Annotated in this window: 21 protein-coding genes; 14 read left to right on the forward strand and 7 right to left on the reverse strand. The window is 62.0% G+C overall.

Annotation, left to right across the window (positions count from 1 at the left end):
- Window positions 1-15: 15 nt before the first annotated feature.
- Window positions 16-1,419, reverse strand: a complete 1,404-nt coding sequence (locus JQK88_RS22080) for an aminopeptidase P family N-terminal domain-containing protein (protein WP_203279440.1) — start codon at window positions 1,417-1,419, stop codon at window positions 16-18.
- A 116-nt stretch (window positions 1,420-1,535) separates the two neighbouring features.
- On the opposite strand from JQK88_RS22080, the gene ilvA reads away from it, so the two are divergent.
- Together ilvA and JQK88_RS22090 are read left to right on the forward strand one after the other, a co-directional pair.
- Window positions 1,536-2,792 (forward strand): threonine ammonia-lyase IlvA, encoded by a 1,257-nt coding sequence (gene ilvA / locus JQK88_RS22085; RefSeq protein ID WP_203279441.1) that lies wholly within the window; start codon window positions 1,536-1,538, stop codon window positions 2,790-2,792.
- Complete coding sequence (locus tag JQK88_RS22090; RefSeq protein ID WP_203279442.1) at window positions 2,789-3,343, forward strand: DUF1697 domain-containing protein; 555 nt, start codon at window positions 2,789-2,791, stop codon at window positions 3,341-3,343. The genes ilvA and JQK88_RS22090 overlap by 4 nt, the downstream gene beginning before the upstream one ends.
- Window positions 3,344-3,345: 2 nt before the next feature.
- Here JQK88_RS22090 and JQK88_RS22095 read toward each other — a convergent pair whose 3' ends face one another.
- The gene (locus tag JQK88_RS22095) at window positions 3,346-3,636 is read right to left on the reverse strand and encodes a DUF2218 domain-containing protein (protein WP_192251546.1); all 291 of its coding nucleotides are present in this window, start codon (window positions 3,634-3,636) and stop codon (window positions 3,346-3,348) included.
- Window positions 3,637-3,769: 133 nt separating this feature from the next.
- A complete protein-coding gene (locus JQK88_RS22100) occupies window positions 3,770-4,210 on the reverse strand; it encodes a VOC family protein (RefSeq protein WP_192251549.1) in 441 nt (146 codons plus the stop codon).
- 359 nt (window positions 4,211-4,569) lie between these two features.
- Between JQK88_RS22100 and JQK88_RS22105 the strand changes: the two genes are divergently transcribed.
- The 5 genes from JQK88_RS22105 to JQK88_RS22125 all read left to right on the forward strand — a co-directional run bounded on the left by JQK88_RS22105 (window position 4,570) and on the right by JQK88_RS22125 (window position 7,584).
- Window positions 4,570-5,166, forward strand: a complete 597-nt coding sequence (locus JQK88_RS22105) for a cold-shock protein (RefSeq protein WP_192251552.1) — start codon at window positions 4,570-4,572, stop codon at window positions 5,164-5,166.
- Window positions 5,167-5,289: 123 nt separating this feature from the next.
- Window positions 5,290-5,865 (forward strand): DUF192 domain-containing protein, encoded by a 576-nt coding sequence (locus JQK88_RS22110; RefSeq protein WP_192251555.1) that lies wholly within the window; start codon window positions 5,290-5,292, stop codon window positions 5,863-5,865.
- Window positions 5,866-5,874: 9 nt separating this feature from the next.
- A complete protein-coding gene (locus JQK88_RS22115; protein WP_192251558.1) occupies window positions 5,875-6,642 on the forward strand; it encodes an alpha/beta fold hydrolase in 768 nt (255 codons plus the stop codon).
- Window positions 6,643-6,666: 24 nt separating this feature from the next.
- Window positions 6,667-7,035 (forward strand): hypothetical protein, encoded by a 369-nt coding sequence (locus JQK88_RS22120; RefSeq protein WP_192251561.1) that lies wholly within the window; start codon window positions 6,667-6,669, stop codon window positions 7,033-7,035.
- A 48-nt stretch (window positions 7,036-7,083) separates the two neighbouring features.
- Complete coding sequence (locus JQK88_RS22125) at window positions 7,084-7,584, forward strand: GNAT family N-acetyltransferase (protein ID WP_203279443.1); 501 nt, start codon at window positions 7,084-7,086, stop codon at window positions 7,582-7,584.
- Between the two features lie 14 nt (window positions 7,585-7,598).
- Here the strand turns inward: JQK88_RS22125 and JQK88_RS22130 are convergent, their stop codons facing one another.
- Window positions 7,599-8,207, reverse strand: a complete 609-nt coding sequence (locus JQK88_RS22130; protein WP_203279444.1) for an HD domain-containing protein — start codon at window positions 8,205-8,207, stop codon at window positions 7,599-7,601.
- 110 nt (window positions 8,208-8,317) lie between these two features.
- Between JQK88_RS22130 and JQK88_RS22135 the strand changes: the two genes are divergently transcribed.
- The 3 genes from JQK88_RS22135 to JQK88_RS22145 all read left to right on the forward strand — a co-directional run bounded on the left by JQK88_RS22135 (window position 8,318) and on the right by JQK88_RS22145 (window position 10,373).
- Window positions 8,318-8,944, forward strand: coding sequence for a VOC family protein (locus tag JQK88_RS22135; RefSeq protein ID WP_203279445.1), 627 nt, complete (start codon window positions 8,318-8,320; stop codon window positions 8,942-8,944).
- 223 nt (window positions 8,945-9,167) lie between these two features.
- Window positions 9,168-10,016, forward strand: a complete 849-nt coding sequence (cysE, locus tag JQK88_RS22140) for a serine O-acetyltransferase (protein WP_112563436.1) — start codon at window positions 9,168-9,170, stop codon at window positions 10,014-10,016.
- Window positions 10,017-10,169: 153 nt separating this feature from the next.
- Window positions 10,170-10,373, forward strand: coding sequence for a DUF3126 family protein (locus tag JQK88_RS22145; protein WP_006200852.1), 204 nt, complete (start codon window positions 10,170-10,172; stop codon window positions 10,371-10,373).
- Between the two features lie 262 nt (window positions 10,374-10,635).
- On the opposite strand, the gene JQK88_RS22150 is transcribed toward JQK88_RS22145, so the two are convergent.
- On the reverse strand, window positions 10,636-11,361 hold the full coding sequence (locus JQK88_RS22150) for a hypothetical protein (protein WP_203279446.1): 726 nt from the start codon (window positions 11,359-11,361) through the stop codon (window positions 10,636-10,638).
- 115 nt (window positions 11,362-11,476) lie between these two features.
- On the opposite strand from JQK88_RS22150, the gene JQK88_RS22155 reads away from it, so the two are divergent.
- Together JQK88_RS22155 and JQK88_RS22160 are read left to right on the forward strand one after the other, a co-directional pair.
- Window positions 11,477-11,845, forward strand: coding sequence for a DUF6949 family protein (locus tag JQK88_RS22155; RefSeq protein ID WP_203279447.1), 369 nt, complete (start codon window positions 11,477-11,479; stop codon window positions 11,843-11,845).
- A gap of 74 nt (window positions 11,846-11,919) precedes the next feature.
- Window positions 11,920-12,447: a gamma carbonic anhydrase family protein gene (locus tag JQK88_RS22160; protein WP_203279448.1), complete on the forward strand. Its 528-nt coding sequence runs from the start codon at window positions 11,920-11,922 to the stop codon at window positions 12,445-12,447.
- Between the two features lie 47 nt (window positions 12,448-12,494).
- Here the strand turns inward: JQK88_RS22160 and JQK88_RS22165 are convergent, their stop codons facing one another.
- On the reverse strand, window positions 12,495-13,055 hold the full coding sequence (locus tag JQK88_RS22165) for an ankyrin repeat domain-containing protein (RefSeq protein ID WP_203279449.1): 561 nt from the start codon (window positions 13,053-13,055) through the stop codon (window positions 12,495-12,497).
- A gap of 173 nt (window positions 13,056-13,228) precedes the next feature.
- Between JQK88_RS22165 and JQK88_RS37510 the strand changes: the two genes are divergently transcribed.
- Together JQK88_RS37510 and JQK88_RS22175 are read left to right on the forward strand one after the other, a co-directional pair.
- On the forward strand, window positions 13,229-13,492 hold the full coding sequence (locus JQK88_RS37510; RefSeq protein ID WP_203279450.1) for an HNH endonuclease: 264 nt from the start codon (window positions 13,229-13,231) through the stop codon (window positions 13,490-13,492).
- A gap of 102 nt (window positions 13,493-13,594) precedes the next feature.
- Window positions 13,595-14,251, forward strand: a complete 657-nt coding sequence (locus JQK88_RS22175; protein ID WP_203279451.1) for a DUF2726 domain-containing protein — start codon at window positions 13,595-13,597, stop codon at window positions 14,249-14,251.
- A gap of 230 nt (window positions 14,252-14,481) precedes the next feature.
- On the opposite strand, the gene JQK88_RS22180 is transcribed toward JQK88_RS22175, so the two are convergent.
- Window positions 14,482-15,090 (reverse strand): transglutaminase-like cysteine peptidase, encoded by a 609-nt coding sequence (locus JQK88_RS22180; RefSeq protein ID WP_192251584.1) that lies wholly within the window; start codon window positions 15,088-15,090, stop codon window positions 14,482-14,484.
- Window positions 15,091-15,143: the final 53 nt, after the last annotated feature.

The following is a 15,143-nucleotide window of genomic DNA, read 5'->3' on the forward strand; positions in this document are numbered from 1 at the left end:
CCAGCCGAAATGTGATCAGCGCCGGGCGACCGTCATCGCGCTGTTGCGCGAAAGCCAGAATGGTGGCAGGAACGCCGGAATGTTGGAGAAGGGCAGCACTTCGGGCTTCAGCCTTATGCCGAGCACCTCCACCATGAAGGCGCGGCGCGCCTCGATGCGGCGCCAGGCCTCGGGATAGCGGGCGGCGATCTCCTCGCGCAAGGCCTGGTCTGCGAGCGCGATGCCGTCCTCGATGTTGGTGGTGAAATAGATGGTTCCGGTCGCCGGGATGATGTCGACCTGCAGCGCCATGCCCGACCGCAGCTTGATGTCCGACCCGGAAAACACCGGCGAATGCATCCATTCGTCGATATGGATGAGATGGCCGGGATTGAGCGACACGCCGAAGAATGGATCGCCGATGCGGTCATGCACGGCTTTCCATAGGGCACCGCCGGTAACGCCAATGCCGATGGTCTCGTACCAGTCGACGACGGCGGCGAAATAGGGTGCGACCAGTTTGTCGACATAGTCGCTTATCTCGCGCGGCAGTTCCTGCGCACTCTCGACCAGGAAGCCGGCGCGGGCGTTGAGCGAGCCCTGGATACCATAGGCCATGGTGACGGGGTCGGCGCGCTTGATGATATCCAGGCGCGGGCTTGGCAGGCCGTAGGGCGCACGTTTGCCGGCGGACAGCATCGGGTGGCAGCACAAGGGCAGGCCGTTCATGCCCATCAGCTTCGCGGCCTGCAATTCGCTCATGCCGGGCTCGATACCGCTCAGCACATTGCGCAGGCCTTGCGAGGAAAAGGTCGCTGCGAATTCGAAGGCTGCCAGCTGGTCGGCCTCGTTGATGGCGCGCAGACCATCCGTTGGGTTCATCAGAAGGTTGGCGGCGTTGACCACCGCGCCCTTGTCGCCGGCCAGCGCCCGCAGCGTGTCGGCGATGAAGGACGGCAGGTCGAGCGTTGCCTCGCCAAAACCGGCATCGCCGGGCCCGAACGGCTTCCAGCCGATGGCGCCGATCTTTTGGCCGGTCTTTAGGCCGCAGGCGGCAAGCGTGTCGGACAGGGAGGCGGAACGGTCGCGTGGCTGCGCCGGCAGCGAGAAGGTCTGGTAGAGAACGCGCTCATAGGGTCCGTCGCAGATTTCGGCATAGCCCCAGCCCTCATTGCCGACGAGAAGTTTTGGCTGGTTGCCTGGAACGATGACCAGCAGCGTCTCCTCGAAACGCGGGTCGTAACCACTGAGGTAGGCGACATTGGCGGCATGCTCGCGGTCGCCATAGACGGCGAAGGCGTCGAACCCGGCTTCGGCGCCGCGCGCCAGCAGAGTCTCGATGCGCGCTTCATAGGTCCGGCGCGAAAGCAGCGGCATGGTGGTCGGCTCGCCGAATTCAGGAAGCGCGACGGTCTTCAGGGCGACAGCCGAAACAGGCATGAAGATGGCTCCAATGAATTTCTTTCGGCGCATCAAAGCGGCCGCGCCGCATCGGTGGCCGCAAACGGCGAATTGTGCAATAGGCTTGGCATTCCAACCACGTGATCACGGGCGCCATGAACAGTTTCTCCTCCCGCGTCGCCATTGCTGCCGCAGCTATCCGCGAAATCTTTCCCGAAACGCCGCTGCAGGAAAACGACTATCTGTCGAAGAAGACCGGGGCGCGGGTGCTTTTGAAGCGCGAGGATCTTTCGCCGGTGCGCTCCTACAAGATCCGCGGCGCCTTCAATTTCTTCCGCAAGGCGCTGGCCGCCGGCAACGAGGCCGAGCTTTTCGTCTGTGCTTCGGCCGGAAACCATGCGCAAGGCTTCGCCTTCGTATGCCGCCATTTCGGCAAAAAAGGCGTGGTCTTCATGCCGGTGACGACACCGCAGCAGAAGATCGACAAGACGCGGCTGTTCGGCGGCGATTTCGTCGAAATCAGGCTGGTCGGCGATTTCTTCGACGACTGCTACCGTGCCGCCTTCGAATTCACCGAAAGTTCGGGCGCGCATATGGTGCCGCCCTTCGACCACAAGGATATTATCGAGGGGCAGGCCACCGTTGCCTATGAGATCGCCGACCAGATGCCCGGTGCGCGCATGCCCGACATCATCATGCTGCCGGTCGGCGGCGGCGGCCTGGCGGCCGGGGTGACGCACTATTTCGCCGACCAGCAGCGCGAAGCCCGCTACGTCTTCTGCGAGCCTGCCGGGGCGCCGAGCCTGCATGAGAGCCTGGCCAGCGGAAAGCGTATCAAGCTCGCCAATGTCGACAATTTCGTCGATGGCGCGGCGGTGGCCGAGATCGGCCGCGAGCCGTTGCGTTACCTGAAGGAGTTCTCCGCTGACGCCGTCCGTCTGATCCCCGAGAACCGGCTCTGCGCCACCATGATCGAAATGCTCAACATCGAAGGCGTGGTGCTGGAGCCGGCTGGCGCGTTGGCGATCGATGCGCTGAAGGATTTTTCGCGGAAGGAGATCCGCGGCAAGACCATCGTCGCCGTGGTGTCGGGCGGCAATTTCGATTTCGAGCGGCTGCCCGACGTGAAGGAGCGGGCGCTGCGCTTCGAGGGCCTGAAGAAATACTTCATCATCCGTTTCCCGCAACGGCCGGGCGCGCTGCGCGACTTCCTGGAAATGCTCGGTCCCGACGACGACATTGCCCGCTTCGAATATCTGAAGAAATCGGCGCGCAATTTCGGTTCGGTGCTGATCGGCATCGAAACAAAGGACCGGCGCAATTTCGACCTGCTCAAGGCGAATTTCGAGGCCGAGGGCGTCCACTATCAGGACATCACCGACAACGAGACCCTGGCGGGGTTCATCATATGAGCGCCACGGTCTTTGTTGCGCTGTTTTCCGGCATCAATGTCGGCGGCAACCGGATCGTCAAGATGGCGGAGTTGCGGGCATTCTTCGAGGAACTCGGCTTCACCGACGTCGCCAGCTATGTGCAGAGCGGCAATGTCGTGTTCCGCGCCAAGAAGGGCGATGCCGCCACGCTGGCCAAACAGCTTGAGGCAGCGTTCGAGAAGAAATGGGGCTTTCATTCGCGCATCATGGTGCGCGATCTCGGCTGGTTCGAACGGCTGGTGAGTGAAAATCCCTATCCGGAAGTGGCCGGCGACCCGACCAAGCTTCACGCCTATACGCTGGAGCGCCAGCCGACAGCGGACGAAATCGCCAGGCTTGCCGAAAAGTGCATCGGCCCCGAAAGCTTTGAGGTCAAGGGCGATGTGCTCTACCTCAAGGCGCCCGATGGGCTTGGCAAATCGGTGTTCGCCAATCTTATTCCACGCACGCTAAAAGTGCCCGGCACCGCGCGCAACTGGCGTTCGGTGCTGGCGCTGCTGGAGATGGCCGGCGAAGCCGGTGCAAAATAGAGTTATGCCGGCGCGTGCTTCCAATCGAAGATGAGCTCTTCGCGGAAAGCAAAACGCTTGATGTGGTCGGCAACCACACTTTCCAGGCGCTCCAGCGATCCGCCTTCATCCGTCGACACCGTGATATGCAGCGCTGCCGCATCGGCATCGAGAACCGTGCGGCCGAGCGACAGATCGATGGTGCCATGGTTCGGATCGAACTCGACGGGAAATTTGTGTGCCCAGTGCTTGCACAGCTGCTGCAGATAGCGGCTGGCATAGGCGGTGGTGACATCGACACGGCTGGTCGGCATGAATGAATTCTCCTGGACGGAGCGCTGGCTTTGACTGGCTCGCGCGTCAGGCAGGTAAATAGGTGCGGTCGCCCGAAATGGCAAAGGCGGCCGGCTTGGTCGCGCGGCCGCCTCGCTCAAGATGGCGTGATCGCTACCAGGTGCCGGTGTTGGGCATCGACGCCCACGGCTCGGCCTTGGGCTTGGCAGGTCCCTTCTGCAGCAGCTCGAACGAGATGCCGTCCGGCGACTTGACGAAGGCCATGTTGCCGTCGCGCGGCGGCCGGTTGATGGTGACGCCATTGTCCATCAGATGCTGGCAAGTGGCGTAGATGTCGTCGACCTCATAGGCGAGGTGGCCGAAATTGCGGCCGCCCTTGTAGTCCTCCGGATCCCAATTGTAGGTCAGCTCGATCAGCGGTGCCTTTTCGGTGATGCCGCTCTCTACGTCCTCGGAGGCGGCGAGGAAGATCAGCGTGAAGCGGCCCTGCTCGTTTTCGTAGCGGCGCACTTCCTTCAGGCCGAGCTTGTTGACATAGAAATCGAGCGAGACATCGACGTCGGCGACACGGACCATTGTGTGGAGGTAGCGCATAGGATTTCCTCGGGGATGTTTGGGTTGCGAGGCAACATAGGGTCCACCCCGCCGAAGGGCAACGAGGATCGGACCGAAAAAGCGGTGGCCGGTTTTGGAAAAGTCAGATTGCTCTGACAAAACCGTCGGGCGCCAAGTGGTTGCCGATTCCGGCAAAATCCTGCGCAAATTGCCGACCGGTTGATGGCCTGGACAGACCGTCATTGCGGCCGGCAGCAACGCCGGCAAACAACAAATCAGCTATTCTTGTATCCAACCGTGAAAAAAGGCACGGCAGGTCTTGCACACCCGGGAAGCGGCGGTGTTAATCTGATGTCAAGAATCACTTGCGGTTTTGTTGAAAAAAAGGGGGCGTTCTTATGGGGGATAGAGCCTCTTTCACGAGGCGGGATGAGAACCTTGACGACGCCCCGCAGCGCGACAGTGGCGGCGATACCGCCGATCTGGTCGAAATCGCCGGCGCCATCAAATGGTTCGACGTGGCCAAGGGCTACGGCTTCATCCTTCCCGATGACGGTTCTTCGGGCGACATCCTCCTCCATGTGACCTGTCTGCGAAAGGACGGTTTCCAGACGGCATTGGAGGGCGCGCGTGTCGTGTGCCTCGTCAAGCACGGCGACCGCGGCTTGCAGGCGTTCCGGGTGCTGTCCATGGACACCACCACCGCGATCCATCCGGCCGAGATGCAGGAACAGCGCACCCATGTGTCGGTGACGCCGGAAAGCGGTCTCGAACGGGCGCTGGTGAAGTGGTTCAACCGCACCAAGGGCTTCGGCTTCCTGACCAGGGGCGAGGGCACCGAGGATATCTTCGTCCATATGGAGACGCTGCGCCGCTACGGCATCACCGAACTCAGGCCCGGGCAGGTTGTTCTGGTGCGTTTCGGACGCGGTGACAAAGGCCTTATGGCTGCCGAGATTCACCCCGATATGGGCACCTTGCCGGTCGCGCATTAGGACGCGAGCCACCCCGACGAATTCGGGACGGCTCTCTTTCCTTGTTTTCTTGGTTTCACCACGATCTTATCCGAATACCTGGGACCACTTTTCGGGATCATGGTTTCCGGTCGAGGATTTCAGATGGCGCACAGGAACTGGCTGACAGCAGGCGCGCTCTGCGTCATCGTTGCCGTGGCCGCCGGCGCCTACTTCTATTCGGGGCGGCCGACCGCATCCCAGCAGGCTCCCGCCGGCGACAGCCAGGCGATGATCCTTCCCGTCGATCCGACACCGCTGGTGGTGGCGACGAAAGGCGGAGACAAATCCTTCACCATCGAAGTCGCGAACACCGAAGCGGAGCGCGAGGCCGGCCTGATGTATCGCCAGCACATGGCGGACGATCATGGCATGCTGTTCGTCTTCGAGATGCAGAAGCAGGTCGGCTTCTGGATGCGCAACACGCCGATGTCGCTGGACCTGATCTTTGTCGGCCAGGACGGCAAGATCCGGGCGGTCAAGCATGGCGAGCCGTTCTCCGATGCGGTCATTTCGCCAGGTGTTCCGGTGCGCTTCGTACTCGAGCTCAAGGCCGGCACCGCCGCCAAAAACGGCATCGAATATGGCGATCTGCTGCGCCATCCGGCCGTTGGCACGGTGCCCGGGCCTGGAATGCCGCCGGCGGACAAGGGCGATTCGCCCACGCCCGGCGCCGGCTGAGCGGCGTCGATGCAGTTCTTTTCGCATGACGGGTTCGATCTCGCCTTCCTCGACCGCCAGCCGGCGTCGGGTAAGGGCGATCCGGTGCTGATGATCCACGGCTTTGCCTCCAGCCATTATGTCAACTGGGTATCGCCGGGCTGGTTCAAGACGCTGAACGACGCCGGCTACCGCGCCATCGCCTTCGACAATCGCGGCCATGGCTCGTCGTCGAAGAGCTATGACGAGGCCGACTACACGCCGGCCAAAATGGCCTCGGATGCGGCAGCGCTGCTCGACCATCTCGGCATCGTCCGTGCGCATGTCATGGGCTATTCGATGGGCGCGCGCATCTCGGCGTTCCTGGCGCTGTCCCATCCGGACAAGGTGGCGACGCTGGTCTTCGGCGGCCTAGGCATCGGCATGGTCGACGGCGTCGGCGACTGGGACCCGATCGCTGAAGCGCTGCTGGCAGATGATCCGGCCGCCACCAGCCATCCGCGCGGCCGCTCGTTTCGCGCCTTCGCCGACCAGACACGCAGCGACCGCCTGGCGCTGGCGGCCTGCATCGCAAAGTCGCGTGAACTGCTCAGCGAAGATGACATGACGCGCATCGCCCAACCGACGCTGATTGCGGTGGGGACGACAGACGATATTGGCGGTTCGCCCGATGAACTTGCCGCACTGATGCCCAATGCCAGGGCGTTTCACATCGAGGGCCGCGACCATATGCTGGCCGTCGGCGACAAGACCTTCAAGCAACGCGTGTTGGAGTTTTATGCCGAAAATCCGCTCTGAGGCGGACCGCAAGGGGGCAATGTGGTGCAATCGGGAAGGGGCACGGCCGCCGTTCCAGGCGAGATCGTGCAGACAAAGCTCGGCAAACGTTCCGTTATACTGGCGCTGGCTGCCTTTGCTGCCGGAGCGGCTGCGATCGCCATCATGGTGGCGATGCCGAGCGACGCATCGCAGCTTACGCAGGGCGTTGCGACGGGCTTCTTCATGCTGGTGTTTCTGCTGGCAGCCCCGGTGGCGCATGTCGCCGGCGTGGTCTTCGGCGTGATGGCGTTGGCGCACTCCAACGACAGTCGCGGGCTTGGGCTGCTGGGGATTGTCCTGAACGGGCTGTCGGTGGCGGGTGGGCTGGCGCTGCTGGCGGCAATGGCATCGACGATCGGCGCTTTTACGTGATTGCGCGCGAGCTGCCGCCTTGCTGCTTTTCGCGGTACTGGTGCCGCTTTGGTTGATCTTCTCGTCACCTACATGGAAATGCGCCAGGCCGATCCGGCGCCTGCCCGCGTCAAGCCGGCGGCCGGCGCCTCGGTTGCGCTGGAGAGGCTGGACTGCGCCAGTTACATCAGCCTCTACCGCGCCGTCGGCGAGCCTGTGCAGTGGGACCAGCGGCTGCGCATGGCGGCTGACGACCTCGAGCGCCTGCTGGCGCTACCGTCAACACATATCCATGTGCTGCGCGTTGGAGGCGAGGCAGCCGGGCTGTGCGAATTCAACGGCGTCGGCGAGCCTGACGTCGAGCTGGTCCATTTCGGACTGGTTCCCGCTTTCCAGGGCCGCAGGCTCGGGCCGTTCCTGCTCGACCGGGCGCTTCGCGCCGTCTGGTCGCATGCGCCGCAAAGGGTCTGGCTTCATACGGACACCTATGACCATCCGGCCGCGCAATCGGTCTATGGGCGGGCGGGTTTCAAGGCTTACGCGCAACGCGTGGAGACATTTCCCGACTAATGCTGCGACCGCGATCAGCCGGTCAGAGCTTCGATCGAGCGCGCGATGTTTTGCCTCGCCTGCGGTTCGAACCGCTGCCGGAATTCATCGGTGTGGAAGATGTTTTCGCGGGCGAGAAAACTCTTCAGGACAGCGCTGCGGCCGGCGCGCCACATCGGCTCCTCGACCCAGGCATATTCCCGTCGGACCGCGCGCTCATAAGCGTCGAACGCATCCGGCTCGGCGCCCAGGATCGACAGATCCATGTCGAGGAAGAGGCTGGCGTCGCGTATTGCCGCTGCATCGTCGAAGGACGGCAGCTGGTGCGTTGACGTGGCGAGGATCATCGCAGCGATGCGGCTCAACCGTTCCGCATCGGTGCGTCCAGCCAGGTCTTTCTCGGCAAGGGCCGCACTTTGCGCCTCATTGTCCTTGGCCTTGCTGTCATAGATGGCGTCGTGGAACCAGATTGCCGCTTCGACGGCTTCGGGGTCGTGCAGCAATGCGCGATAGTCCTCGGCCAGCGCCAGCATCGCCTCGATATGTCCAAGGTTATGGTAGTGGCGGTCTTCGGCCCGATAGAGCTCGGAGAGTTGCCGCTTCAGCGGTTCGTCGATCAAGGGCCGGTCTTTCAAGTTTGTCATCCGCCCAGTTAACCGATCTCAGCCCCTCGGAGTCAAAACCAATCATTTCAAACCTTGCACTGGCAGGGGCTCTGGGGAATGTTGCCATTCCATTCAACCAGGAGGCTGCCATGACGAATACCTTGCCGGGGACGATCGACATGAAGCTGGAGGCCGTCATCATTGCAGTTGCGGATGCCGAGCGGTCCAAGCGGTTTTATGGTGGTCTCGGTTGGCGGCTCGACGCCGACTTCGTCGTCGGCGATGCGTTCCGGGTGGTGCAGTTCACGCCACCGGGTTCGCCATGCTCGATCCATTTCGGCAAGGGTCTGACGACAGCCGCGCCAGGCTCGGCCAAGGGACTTTATCTCGTCGTATCCGATATCGTGGCGGCGCATGCCGAACTCGTGGCGCGCGGCGTCGAGGCGAGCGAGGTGTTCCACCGCACCGGCCCCGGGCAGCCGCCGATCAGCGGCAGGCATCCGGAAGGGCGCAGCTATTCCACCTATGCCACGTTCAGCGATCCGGACGGCAACAGCTTCATCCTGCAGGAAATCACCCAGCGTTTGCCCGGCCGCGTGGACGCCAGCGACACGATATTCACCTCGTCGGGCGAACTTGCCGCGGCACTGCGACGCGCGGCGGCGGCACATGGCGAGCACGAGAAGCGGACCGGCGGGAAGCACGATGTGAACTGGCCCGACTGGTATGCCGAATATATGGTGGCGGAACAGGCCGGAAAACCGCTGCCGACCTGAAAGGCGCTTTTGACTCGCCCAGCCAGATCGCTGAACCTTCCTGACGGACAGATGCGGAGGCCAGTTTTTCCGTTCCCGGCGATCAAGGGTTCGTTTTCCATTGCGGCTTGAATCTGCGTGAACCAAATCCATTTGATCAGTGACTAAGGAAAATTGAGTTCAATCCTGCTATGATCTGGCTTATATGTCCCGCCAGATAACAGCCGGCAGGCCGGAGACGTCGATGAACAGCATTACGATTGCCCGCCCCACAATGGTGCAGCCGGTCGATCCGATCTGGCGCTCGATCCGCGACGAAGCGATGGAAGCGGTCAACCGCGACCCGCTTCTGGCGGCGTTCCTCTATTCGACCATCCTCAACCAGGAAAGTCTGGAAGAAGCGGTCATCCACCGGCTGGCCGAGCGGCTTGCCCACCAGGACATCGGTTCCGACCTCATCCGCCAGACCTTCAAGTCGATGCTGGCCGACGACAAGGAATGGTCGTCGATCGTGCGTGTCGACATCCAGGCCTATTACGACCGCGATCCGGCCTGCGACCGCTTCATCATGCCGGTGCTCTATTTCAAGGGTTTCCACGCCATCCAGACGCACAGGCTGGCGCATTGGCTGTGGAATCAGGGCCGCAAGGATTTTGCGCTCTATCTGCAGAGCCGCTCCTCCTCGGTGTTCCAGACCGACATCAACCCGGCCGCCCGCATCGGCAAGGGCATCTTCATCGACCACGCCACCGGCCTCGTCGTCGGCGAGACGGCTGTGATCGAGGACGATGTGTCGATCCTGCACGGCGTGACGCTGGGCGGCACCGGCAAGGCTGGCGGCGACCGTCACCCGAAGATCCGTTACGGCGTGCTGATCGGCGCCGGCGCCAAGATCCTCGGCAACATCGAGGTCGGCCATTGCTCGAAGATCGCGGCAGGCTCGGTGGTGCTGTCGCCGGTGCCGCACAACAAGACGGTTGCCGGCGTGCCGGCCCGCGTCGTCGGCGAGACCGGCTGCGACCAGCCTTCGCGCCAGATGGACCAGCTTTTGCCGTCGCAGTCGATGGACCAGGTCGTCAGCTTCGACATCTGATTTGCACGATCCGGTGTGCCGGGCTGAAGTCCGGCTGCCGGCGCTGTTGCCCCTTAACTTCGCGTTCTATCCAGCCGGCTTGCCTTTACATCGCCATTGTCGACGTGCCAGAAGCGCGTTCCAACGAGCAAGCCCGACGATCGGAGAAGACTTTTGAAGCCGGACGAAATCAGAAAGCTGGACGCCTATTTCAAGCGCGTCTTCCAGAATCCCAAACTCGAAGTGAAGGCGCGGCCGCGCAAGGAAGATTCGGCCGAGGTCTATGTCGGCGACGAGTTCCTCGGCATCGTCTTCAAGGACGAGGACGACGGCGATTACAATTTCTCGATGGCGATCCTCGACATCGATCTGGCCTGAGCCCAGAAGGCTACAGACTTCGGCGATTGGCGGCAGCAAGCCGCACCATCGTCATCCCAGGGCGAAGCAGCCGCGCAGCGGCGTTGCGGAGACCCTGGGATCCATGCCGGGGCATCGGCCCAGGACGCGGCGGTCCATAACTGCCTCTGCACTCCTCATCAGTAAATTCTGCAAGCGCTGCGTCGCCTGAAGGGCACGGAATGGATGCTCGGGGCTGCGCGATCGTTTCGCGTCCGCTCCGCCCGTGGATGACGAAGGGTCGCTATCTCGCGGCCTTGAGGACGCGCGTGGCCTCGGCGACGATTGCCGCGTCAAGCGTCGGCCAGTTGCCCAGAAGTTCCCGGGGAAAGCGGTAGGTCAGGCTGAGGCTGTCGCCGACCTGAATGTCGCGCTCGCAGGGCGCCAGCGATTCCTCGGCACTTGGTCCGCTCAGGCAGCGGGCGACGAACGGATCCTTGCCGGCGCGGCCGGCAGCCGCAAGCACCTCGTTGAGATAACCTGATTTTTCGCTGAAGCCGTAAATCATCGTGCCGCCGGGGCCGGGCGTTCCGGGCTGGCTGATCAGCGCGCTGTAGATCGGTGCGAAACGGCCGCTCATGTCGCGCGACATCATCTGCGGTTCGAACGATAGGAAGATGATGTTTTTGGCCGTTCCCGTGTGGTTGAAGTCGTCGCGGGCGGCTTCGCTGTAACCTTCCATCTGGGGATAGCGCAGATAGAGGTCGAGGCGCGAAGCGATGCCGTCGCGGCGCGCCTGCAGAAAGCGGATGGCGTTGGCCGGCACGGCAATGACATTGTTGCCGATCACCACCCGGTGGACCGTGGTGTCGTCGGTATAGCCGGCCATGGCGATCGAGCGGCCGAACCATTTGCCGCCAAGGCTGATCGCCAGCGATAGCAGTGCCAGTGCCGCAAAGGCATAAAACACCCGCTTCATCAGCACGGAATCGACGACGTTGAATTCTTCGGCGGTCGCTGCCTGCTTCATCGCAATCCCCATAATCGCCGCTCCTGTCCTTGGACGGCACACATGCCGCGGCATGGCTCTTGCTGCGCGGCTGTCGGATGCGACTGTGCGATTTCATGGTAAACGGAGGGTAAAGATGAGCCTGCTGCTGCCCGTTCTCTTCGCTTTTGCCGTCGGGCTCACCGCCTGCGGGCTTGCCGGATCCGTGATGGAATTGGCGGCGGGCCGCCGGCTTGCCTTTGCCGAGCCCTATGTGTCGCCGGCGCATATCCTTCGCTCGCTGGCAGCGACCGCTTGCGCCGGGCCGTTGATGCTGGCCAACGATGCGCTGGATGCGCGGCGCCAAGGCCGCATTTCGACGCTGATGCTGATGTCCTGCGGCTGCACCGTGATGGCCTGGGCGCTGGCGCTGGGCATCGTTCTGATCGCCATTGCCTCGTGGGGCGTCGGCTCACCTGGAGCAGTTCAGCTTCTGGTGGAGTCGCTGGCCCGGTATTTGTCTTGAACGGAAAACCGGCACGCGGTTTTCCTTGGATTGTTTTAGGGTTCGTTGCGGCCTGAGACGAATCGGAGACTGAAATGCCGACCTACGCGATCGACGGAAAGGCGCCCCGTTTCGAGGATGCCGACAGCAACTGGATTGCGCCGGACGCCACGTTGATCGGCGACATCAAGGTCGGCCGCAATGCCGGATTCTGGTTCGGCGTGGTCATCCGCGGTGATAATGAGCCGATCGTCATCGGCGCCGACAGCAATGTCCAGGAGCACACGGTGATGCACACCGACCCCGGCTTTCCCCTGACAATCGGCCAGGGCTGCACCATCGGCCACCGCGCTTTGTTGCATGGCTGCACGATCGGCGACAACAGCCTGATCGGCATGGGTGCCATCGTGCTCAACGGCGCCAGGATCGGCAAAAACTCGCTGGTCGGCGCCGGCGCGCTGGTCACCGAAGGCAAGGAATTCCCCGATAATTGCCTGATCGTCGGCTCGCCAGCGCGGGTGATCAGGCCGCTGGACGAAGCCGCAATCGCCAGGCTGCGCGCCTCGGCCGCGCACTATGTCGCCAACGGCAAGCGGTTCAAGGCCGGGCTGAAAGAGACGTAAGGCCAGCCGGACAATCCGTATCGCCGACAGTTCCATCGCAGTCCAACTTACCGTCTGTTGGAGCCAGGCCCTGCCATTGCATCACGCAGCAATGAAGCGCCGGCCTCAAAGCCGGCATTGTCGGCTTCCTCGAGGGGCGTCGTATAGTCATCAATCCGTGTTTCGAGCGCCGGGTCGGCGCCTGCCGCCAAAAGCAGGCGGATCGCCTCGACACTGCGGATCGCCACCGCATAGTGAAGCGGCGTCCAGTCGTTCACCCCCCGCATGTCGGGGTCGGCGCCGCCGTCGATCAGCATCTGGACGATTTCCAGTCTATCGGTTCGGTCGGTGGACAGCGCGGCAATGATTGCCGGGAACCCGCCATGATCCTGGTAATTCGGATTTGAGCCGGCATCCAGCAACGTCGAGATGAACCCGGCCGGGCTCCAATAAATCGCATATTCCAGCGGATGCCCGAGGCCGAGCTCGAACGGCATGTGTTCATCGAACCAGCGGGGCGAGCCGCCCAATGCTACGCCGAGCCCCTGGAAATCGCCGGCCTTAAAGGCATCGTCGATCGCCTTGAACAGGCGATGGCGCTCGCACCGATCTTCCGGGATTTCCAACATCGCCGTGACCCAGGGGGTGAGACCAACGGGATATAGTGCCTCGATGTCCTGCCCGTGGAAAGGCGGTCGTCTGATGCGCCTGGCGGGTCGATGGGGAGGAGCCGACTGTGCGCGGTCCTTACAAGAGACGGATTGACGTTTAGCCGCTGCCGTAGTTCCCTGTTGCGGGGGATATGACGTATCTGAGAAATCCTGAGTATCGTGCGTGGGTGCGCCGCCAGTTGGCTAAGAGCCAAGGCGGGAAATGTTGCTATTGCAAGCGCTCGTTCACGACGAGCGGCTCGACCCGCCTCACCATTGAACACAAGAAGGCTCGAATGGATGGCGGCTCTGACGATCTGAGCAACCTTGCGGCCGCTTGCTTCCATTGCAATCAACATCGCGGCCTACAAAAGAACCGTGCCCGGCAAAAAAGCGCAACGACAATTTCAAACTGACCCACTACCCAAAATTGACATCGCAGACCTCTTGGCCGCTTATTGTTGCAACTGGAACATGGCCGTCAATGAATAATCCAGTAGCGGAGGTAGCTTAATTGCATGCCACCCGAGTTTGTCGAGCTAATCGCGAAACCTGTTCTGCCAATCGCCATTCTCCTTGCGGGCGTTCTTGCTGGCATGGCCTTAGAGCGTTTCGTGTCAAGAATGCGAAGGCAAGCATGGAGGAAAAGAAACCGATGGCGGTGGGAGCGTAAGTGCGTGCAGGCCACCATTAGGAATGAATCGCGGCCGCTGAAGCCGGATGTGGCTACTCCGAAACAAGTCGACGCTGCCGATCAATTGCGCATCGTCTTGAGGGCGAAGTTCACGGCTCAAGCACTTCTCAATAAGAGTGAAGCGCGCGTCTTCAAGGAACTCGACCGCATGGTTATCAGCTGTAATCCGGCATGGCAGGTCATGGCGCAAGTGTCTTTGGGAGAAATTCTGCGCAGTAAGGACGCGGACGCCTACAGTTGCATCAACTCGAAACGCGTTGACCTACTTCTTGTGGACGAGAACTGTTTGCCTCGACATGCATTAGAATACCAAGGTCATGCGCATCATCAGAGTACGGCAGCAGCGCGTGATGCGGTCAAAAAGGAAGCATTGCGAATAGCAGGCATCAGTTATCATGAGATTGTCGGCGGCCACACGACACCTTCCGAACTCAGGCGACTGGTTGAGAAGCTCGTGGAGAAGCCCACGGCGGCGCAATAGCTAGCCTTATATTTGCGGCGTGCTGGTCCGTCTCGGGTGCGATCAAAACTGCTGCCTTCTACCTTGCGCCAGAAATGGCGGAGCCGGCCCGGGGACGGGGCCGGCTCCTAAAACCCGGTCGTTGGGGACGGGGAGGGTGGGGACTCGACCGGGCTTTCTCGTCGCGTCCTGAGCGGACGTATCTCTTGTTTGCGCTGCCTTTAGCGGACGCGTTTTATCGTTTCCGCGTCCTAGCGGACGCTGGCAACCGCGTCGGCGCGGCCGTCATTGATCGTTACCCAGACGCCGGAATTCGTGTCGGACTGGCGCTTCAGATAGGTGTAGTCGGTGTCGGTCCAGGACAGCACCTTGGACTCCAGATTGTCGAGGATGAACTCGCCAAGACTGGTGCGCACGGTCAGCACCGCATGGCCGTCGCCATTTGGCTGGCGCGCAACCGTCATCAGCAGATTGCCGGCCGGAACGCCGAGCGCCATCAATTCGCGGCGCTTCTCCAGCGCATAGTCCTCGCAGTCGCCGAAGCCGCTGTCAGGGTAGGACCAGACCTCTTCCTTGCCCCACATTTCCATGTCGGTGCGCGGCACGATCCGGGTGTTGACCGAATTGTTGACGCTGACGATCGCCGCCCACAGCTTGCGGGTCAGCTCGACCGGCGCCTGCTTGGGCGTCCGCTGCGTGCATTCCTGCGGCAGCTTCTGACAGAATTCGTAGTGACCGACGGGCTGTGTGGTGCGGCCGCCAGTGTGCATGTAGGCCGGTCCCGCTGCTTGCGCCGTTCCCCAAGCGGAAAGCTGCATCGCCATTGCCAAGAGCAACAGCTTGCCCCACGTCTTCGCCATTTGGTCAGTCTCCCCGTTTGAGGGAACAATGACACGGGTCGATTTATTTCACG

It is taken from the genome of Mesorhizobium caraganae (assembly GCF_016836705.1).
GTDB lineage: Bacteria > Pseudomonadota > Alphaproteobacteria > Rhizobiales > Rhizobiaceae > Mesorhizobium > Mesorhizobium caraganae.

Coding starts and splice junctions, on each gene's coding strand:
- JQK88_RS22155 (WP_203279447.1), top strand. CDS start 11,477: ATGAGCCTGCTGCTGCCCGTTCTCTTCGCTTTTGCCGTCGGGCTCACC.
- JQK88_RS37510 (WP_203279450.1), top strand. CDS start 13,229: ATGACGTATCTGAGAAATCCTGAGTATCGTGCGTGGGTGCGCCGCCAG.
- JQK88_RS22160 (WP_203279448.1), top strand. CDS start 11,920: ATGCCGACCTACGCGATCGACGGAAAGGCGCCCCGTTTCGAGGATGCC.
- JQK88_RS22110 (WP_192251555.1), top strand. CDS start 5,290: ATGGCGCACAGGAACTGGCTGACAGCAGGCGCGCTCTGCGTCATCGTT.
- ilvA (WP_203279441.1), top strand. CDS start 1,536: ATGAACAGTTTCTCCTCCCGCGTCGCCATTGCTGCCGCAGCTATCCGC.
- JQK88_RS22090 (WP_203279442.1), top strand. CDS start 2,789: ATGAGCGCCACGGTCTTTGTTGCGCTGTTTTCCGGCATCAATGTCGGC.
- JQK88_RS22080 (WP_203279440.1), bottom strand. CDS start 1,419: ATGCCTGTTTCGGCTGTCGCCCTGAAGACCGTCGCGCTTCCTGAATTC.
- JQK88_RS22095 (WP_192251546.1), bottom strand. CDS start 3,636: ATGCCGACCAGCCGTGTCGATGTCACCACCGCCTATGCCAGCCGCTAT.
- JQK88_RS22130 (WP_203279444.1), bottom strand. CDS start 8,207: ATGACAAACTTGAAAGACCGGCCCTTGATCGACGAACCGCTGAAGCGG.
- JQK88_RS22105 (WP_192251552.1), top strand. CDS start 4,570: ATGGGGGATAGAGCCTCTTTCACGAGGCGGGATGAGAACCTTGACGAC.
- JQK88_RS22175 (WP_203279451.1), top strand. CDS start 13,595: ATGCCACCCGAGTTTGTCGAGCTAATCGCGAAACCTGTTCTGCCAATC.
- JQK88_RS22100 (WP_192251549.1), bottom strand. CDS start 4,210: ATGCGCTACCTCCACACAATGGTCCGTGTCGCCGACGTCGATGTCTCG.
- JQK88_RS22115 (WP_192251558.1), top strand. CDS start 5,875: ATGCAGTTCTTTTCGCATGACGGGTTCGATCTCGCCTTCCTCGACCGC.
- JQK88_RS22165 (WP_203279449.1), bottom strand. CDS start 13,055: ATGTTGGAAATCCCGGAAGATCGGTGCGAGCGCCATCGCCTGTTCAAG.
- cysE (WP_112563436.1), top strand. CDS start 9,168: ATGAACAGCATTACGATTGCCCGCCCCACAATGGTGCAGCCGGTCGAT.
- JQK88_RS22150 (WP_203279446.1), bottom strand. CDS start 11,361: ATGAAGCAGGCAGCGACCGCCGAAGAATTCAACGTCGTCGATTCCGTG.
- JQK88_RS22180 (WP_192251584.1), bottom strand. CDS start 15,090: ATGGCGAAGACGTGGGGCAAGCTGTTGCTCTTGGCAATGGCGATGCAG.
- JQK88_RS22135 (WP_203279445.1), top strand. CDS start 8,318: ATGACGAATACCTTGCCGGGGACGATCGACATGAAGCTGGAGGCCGTC.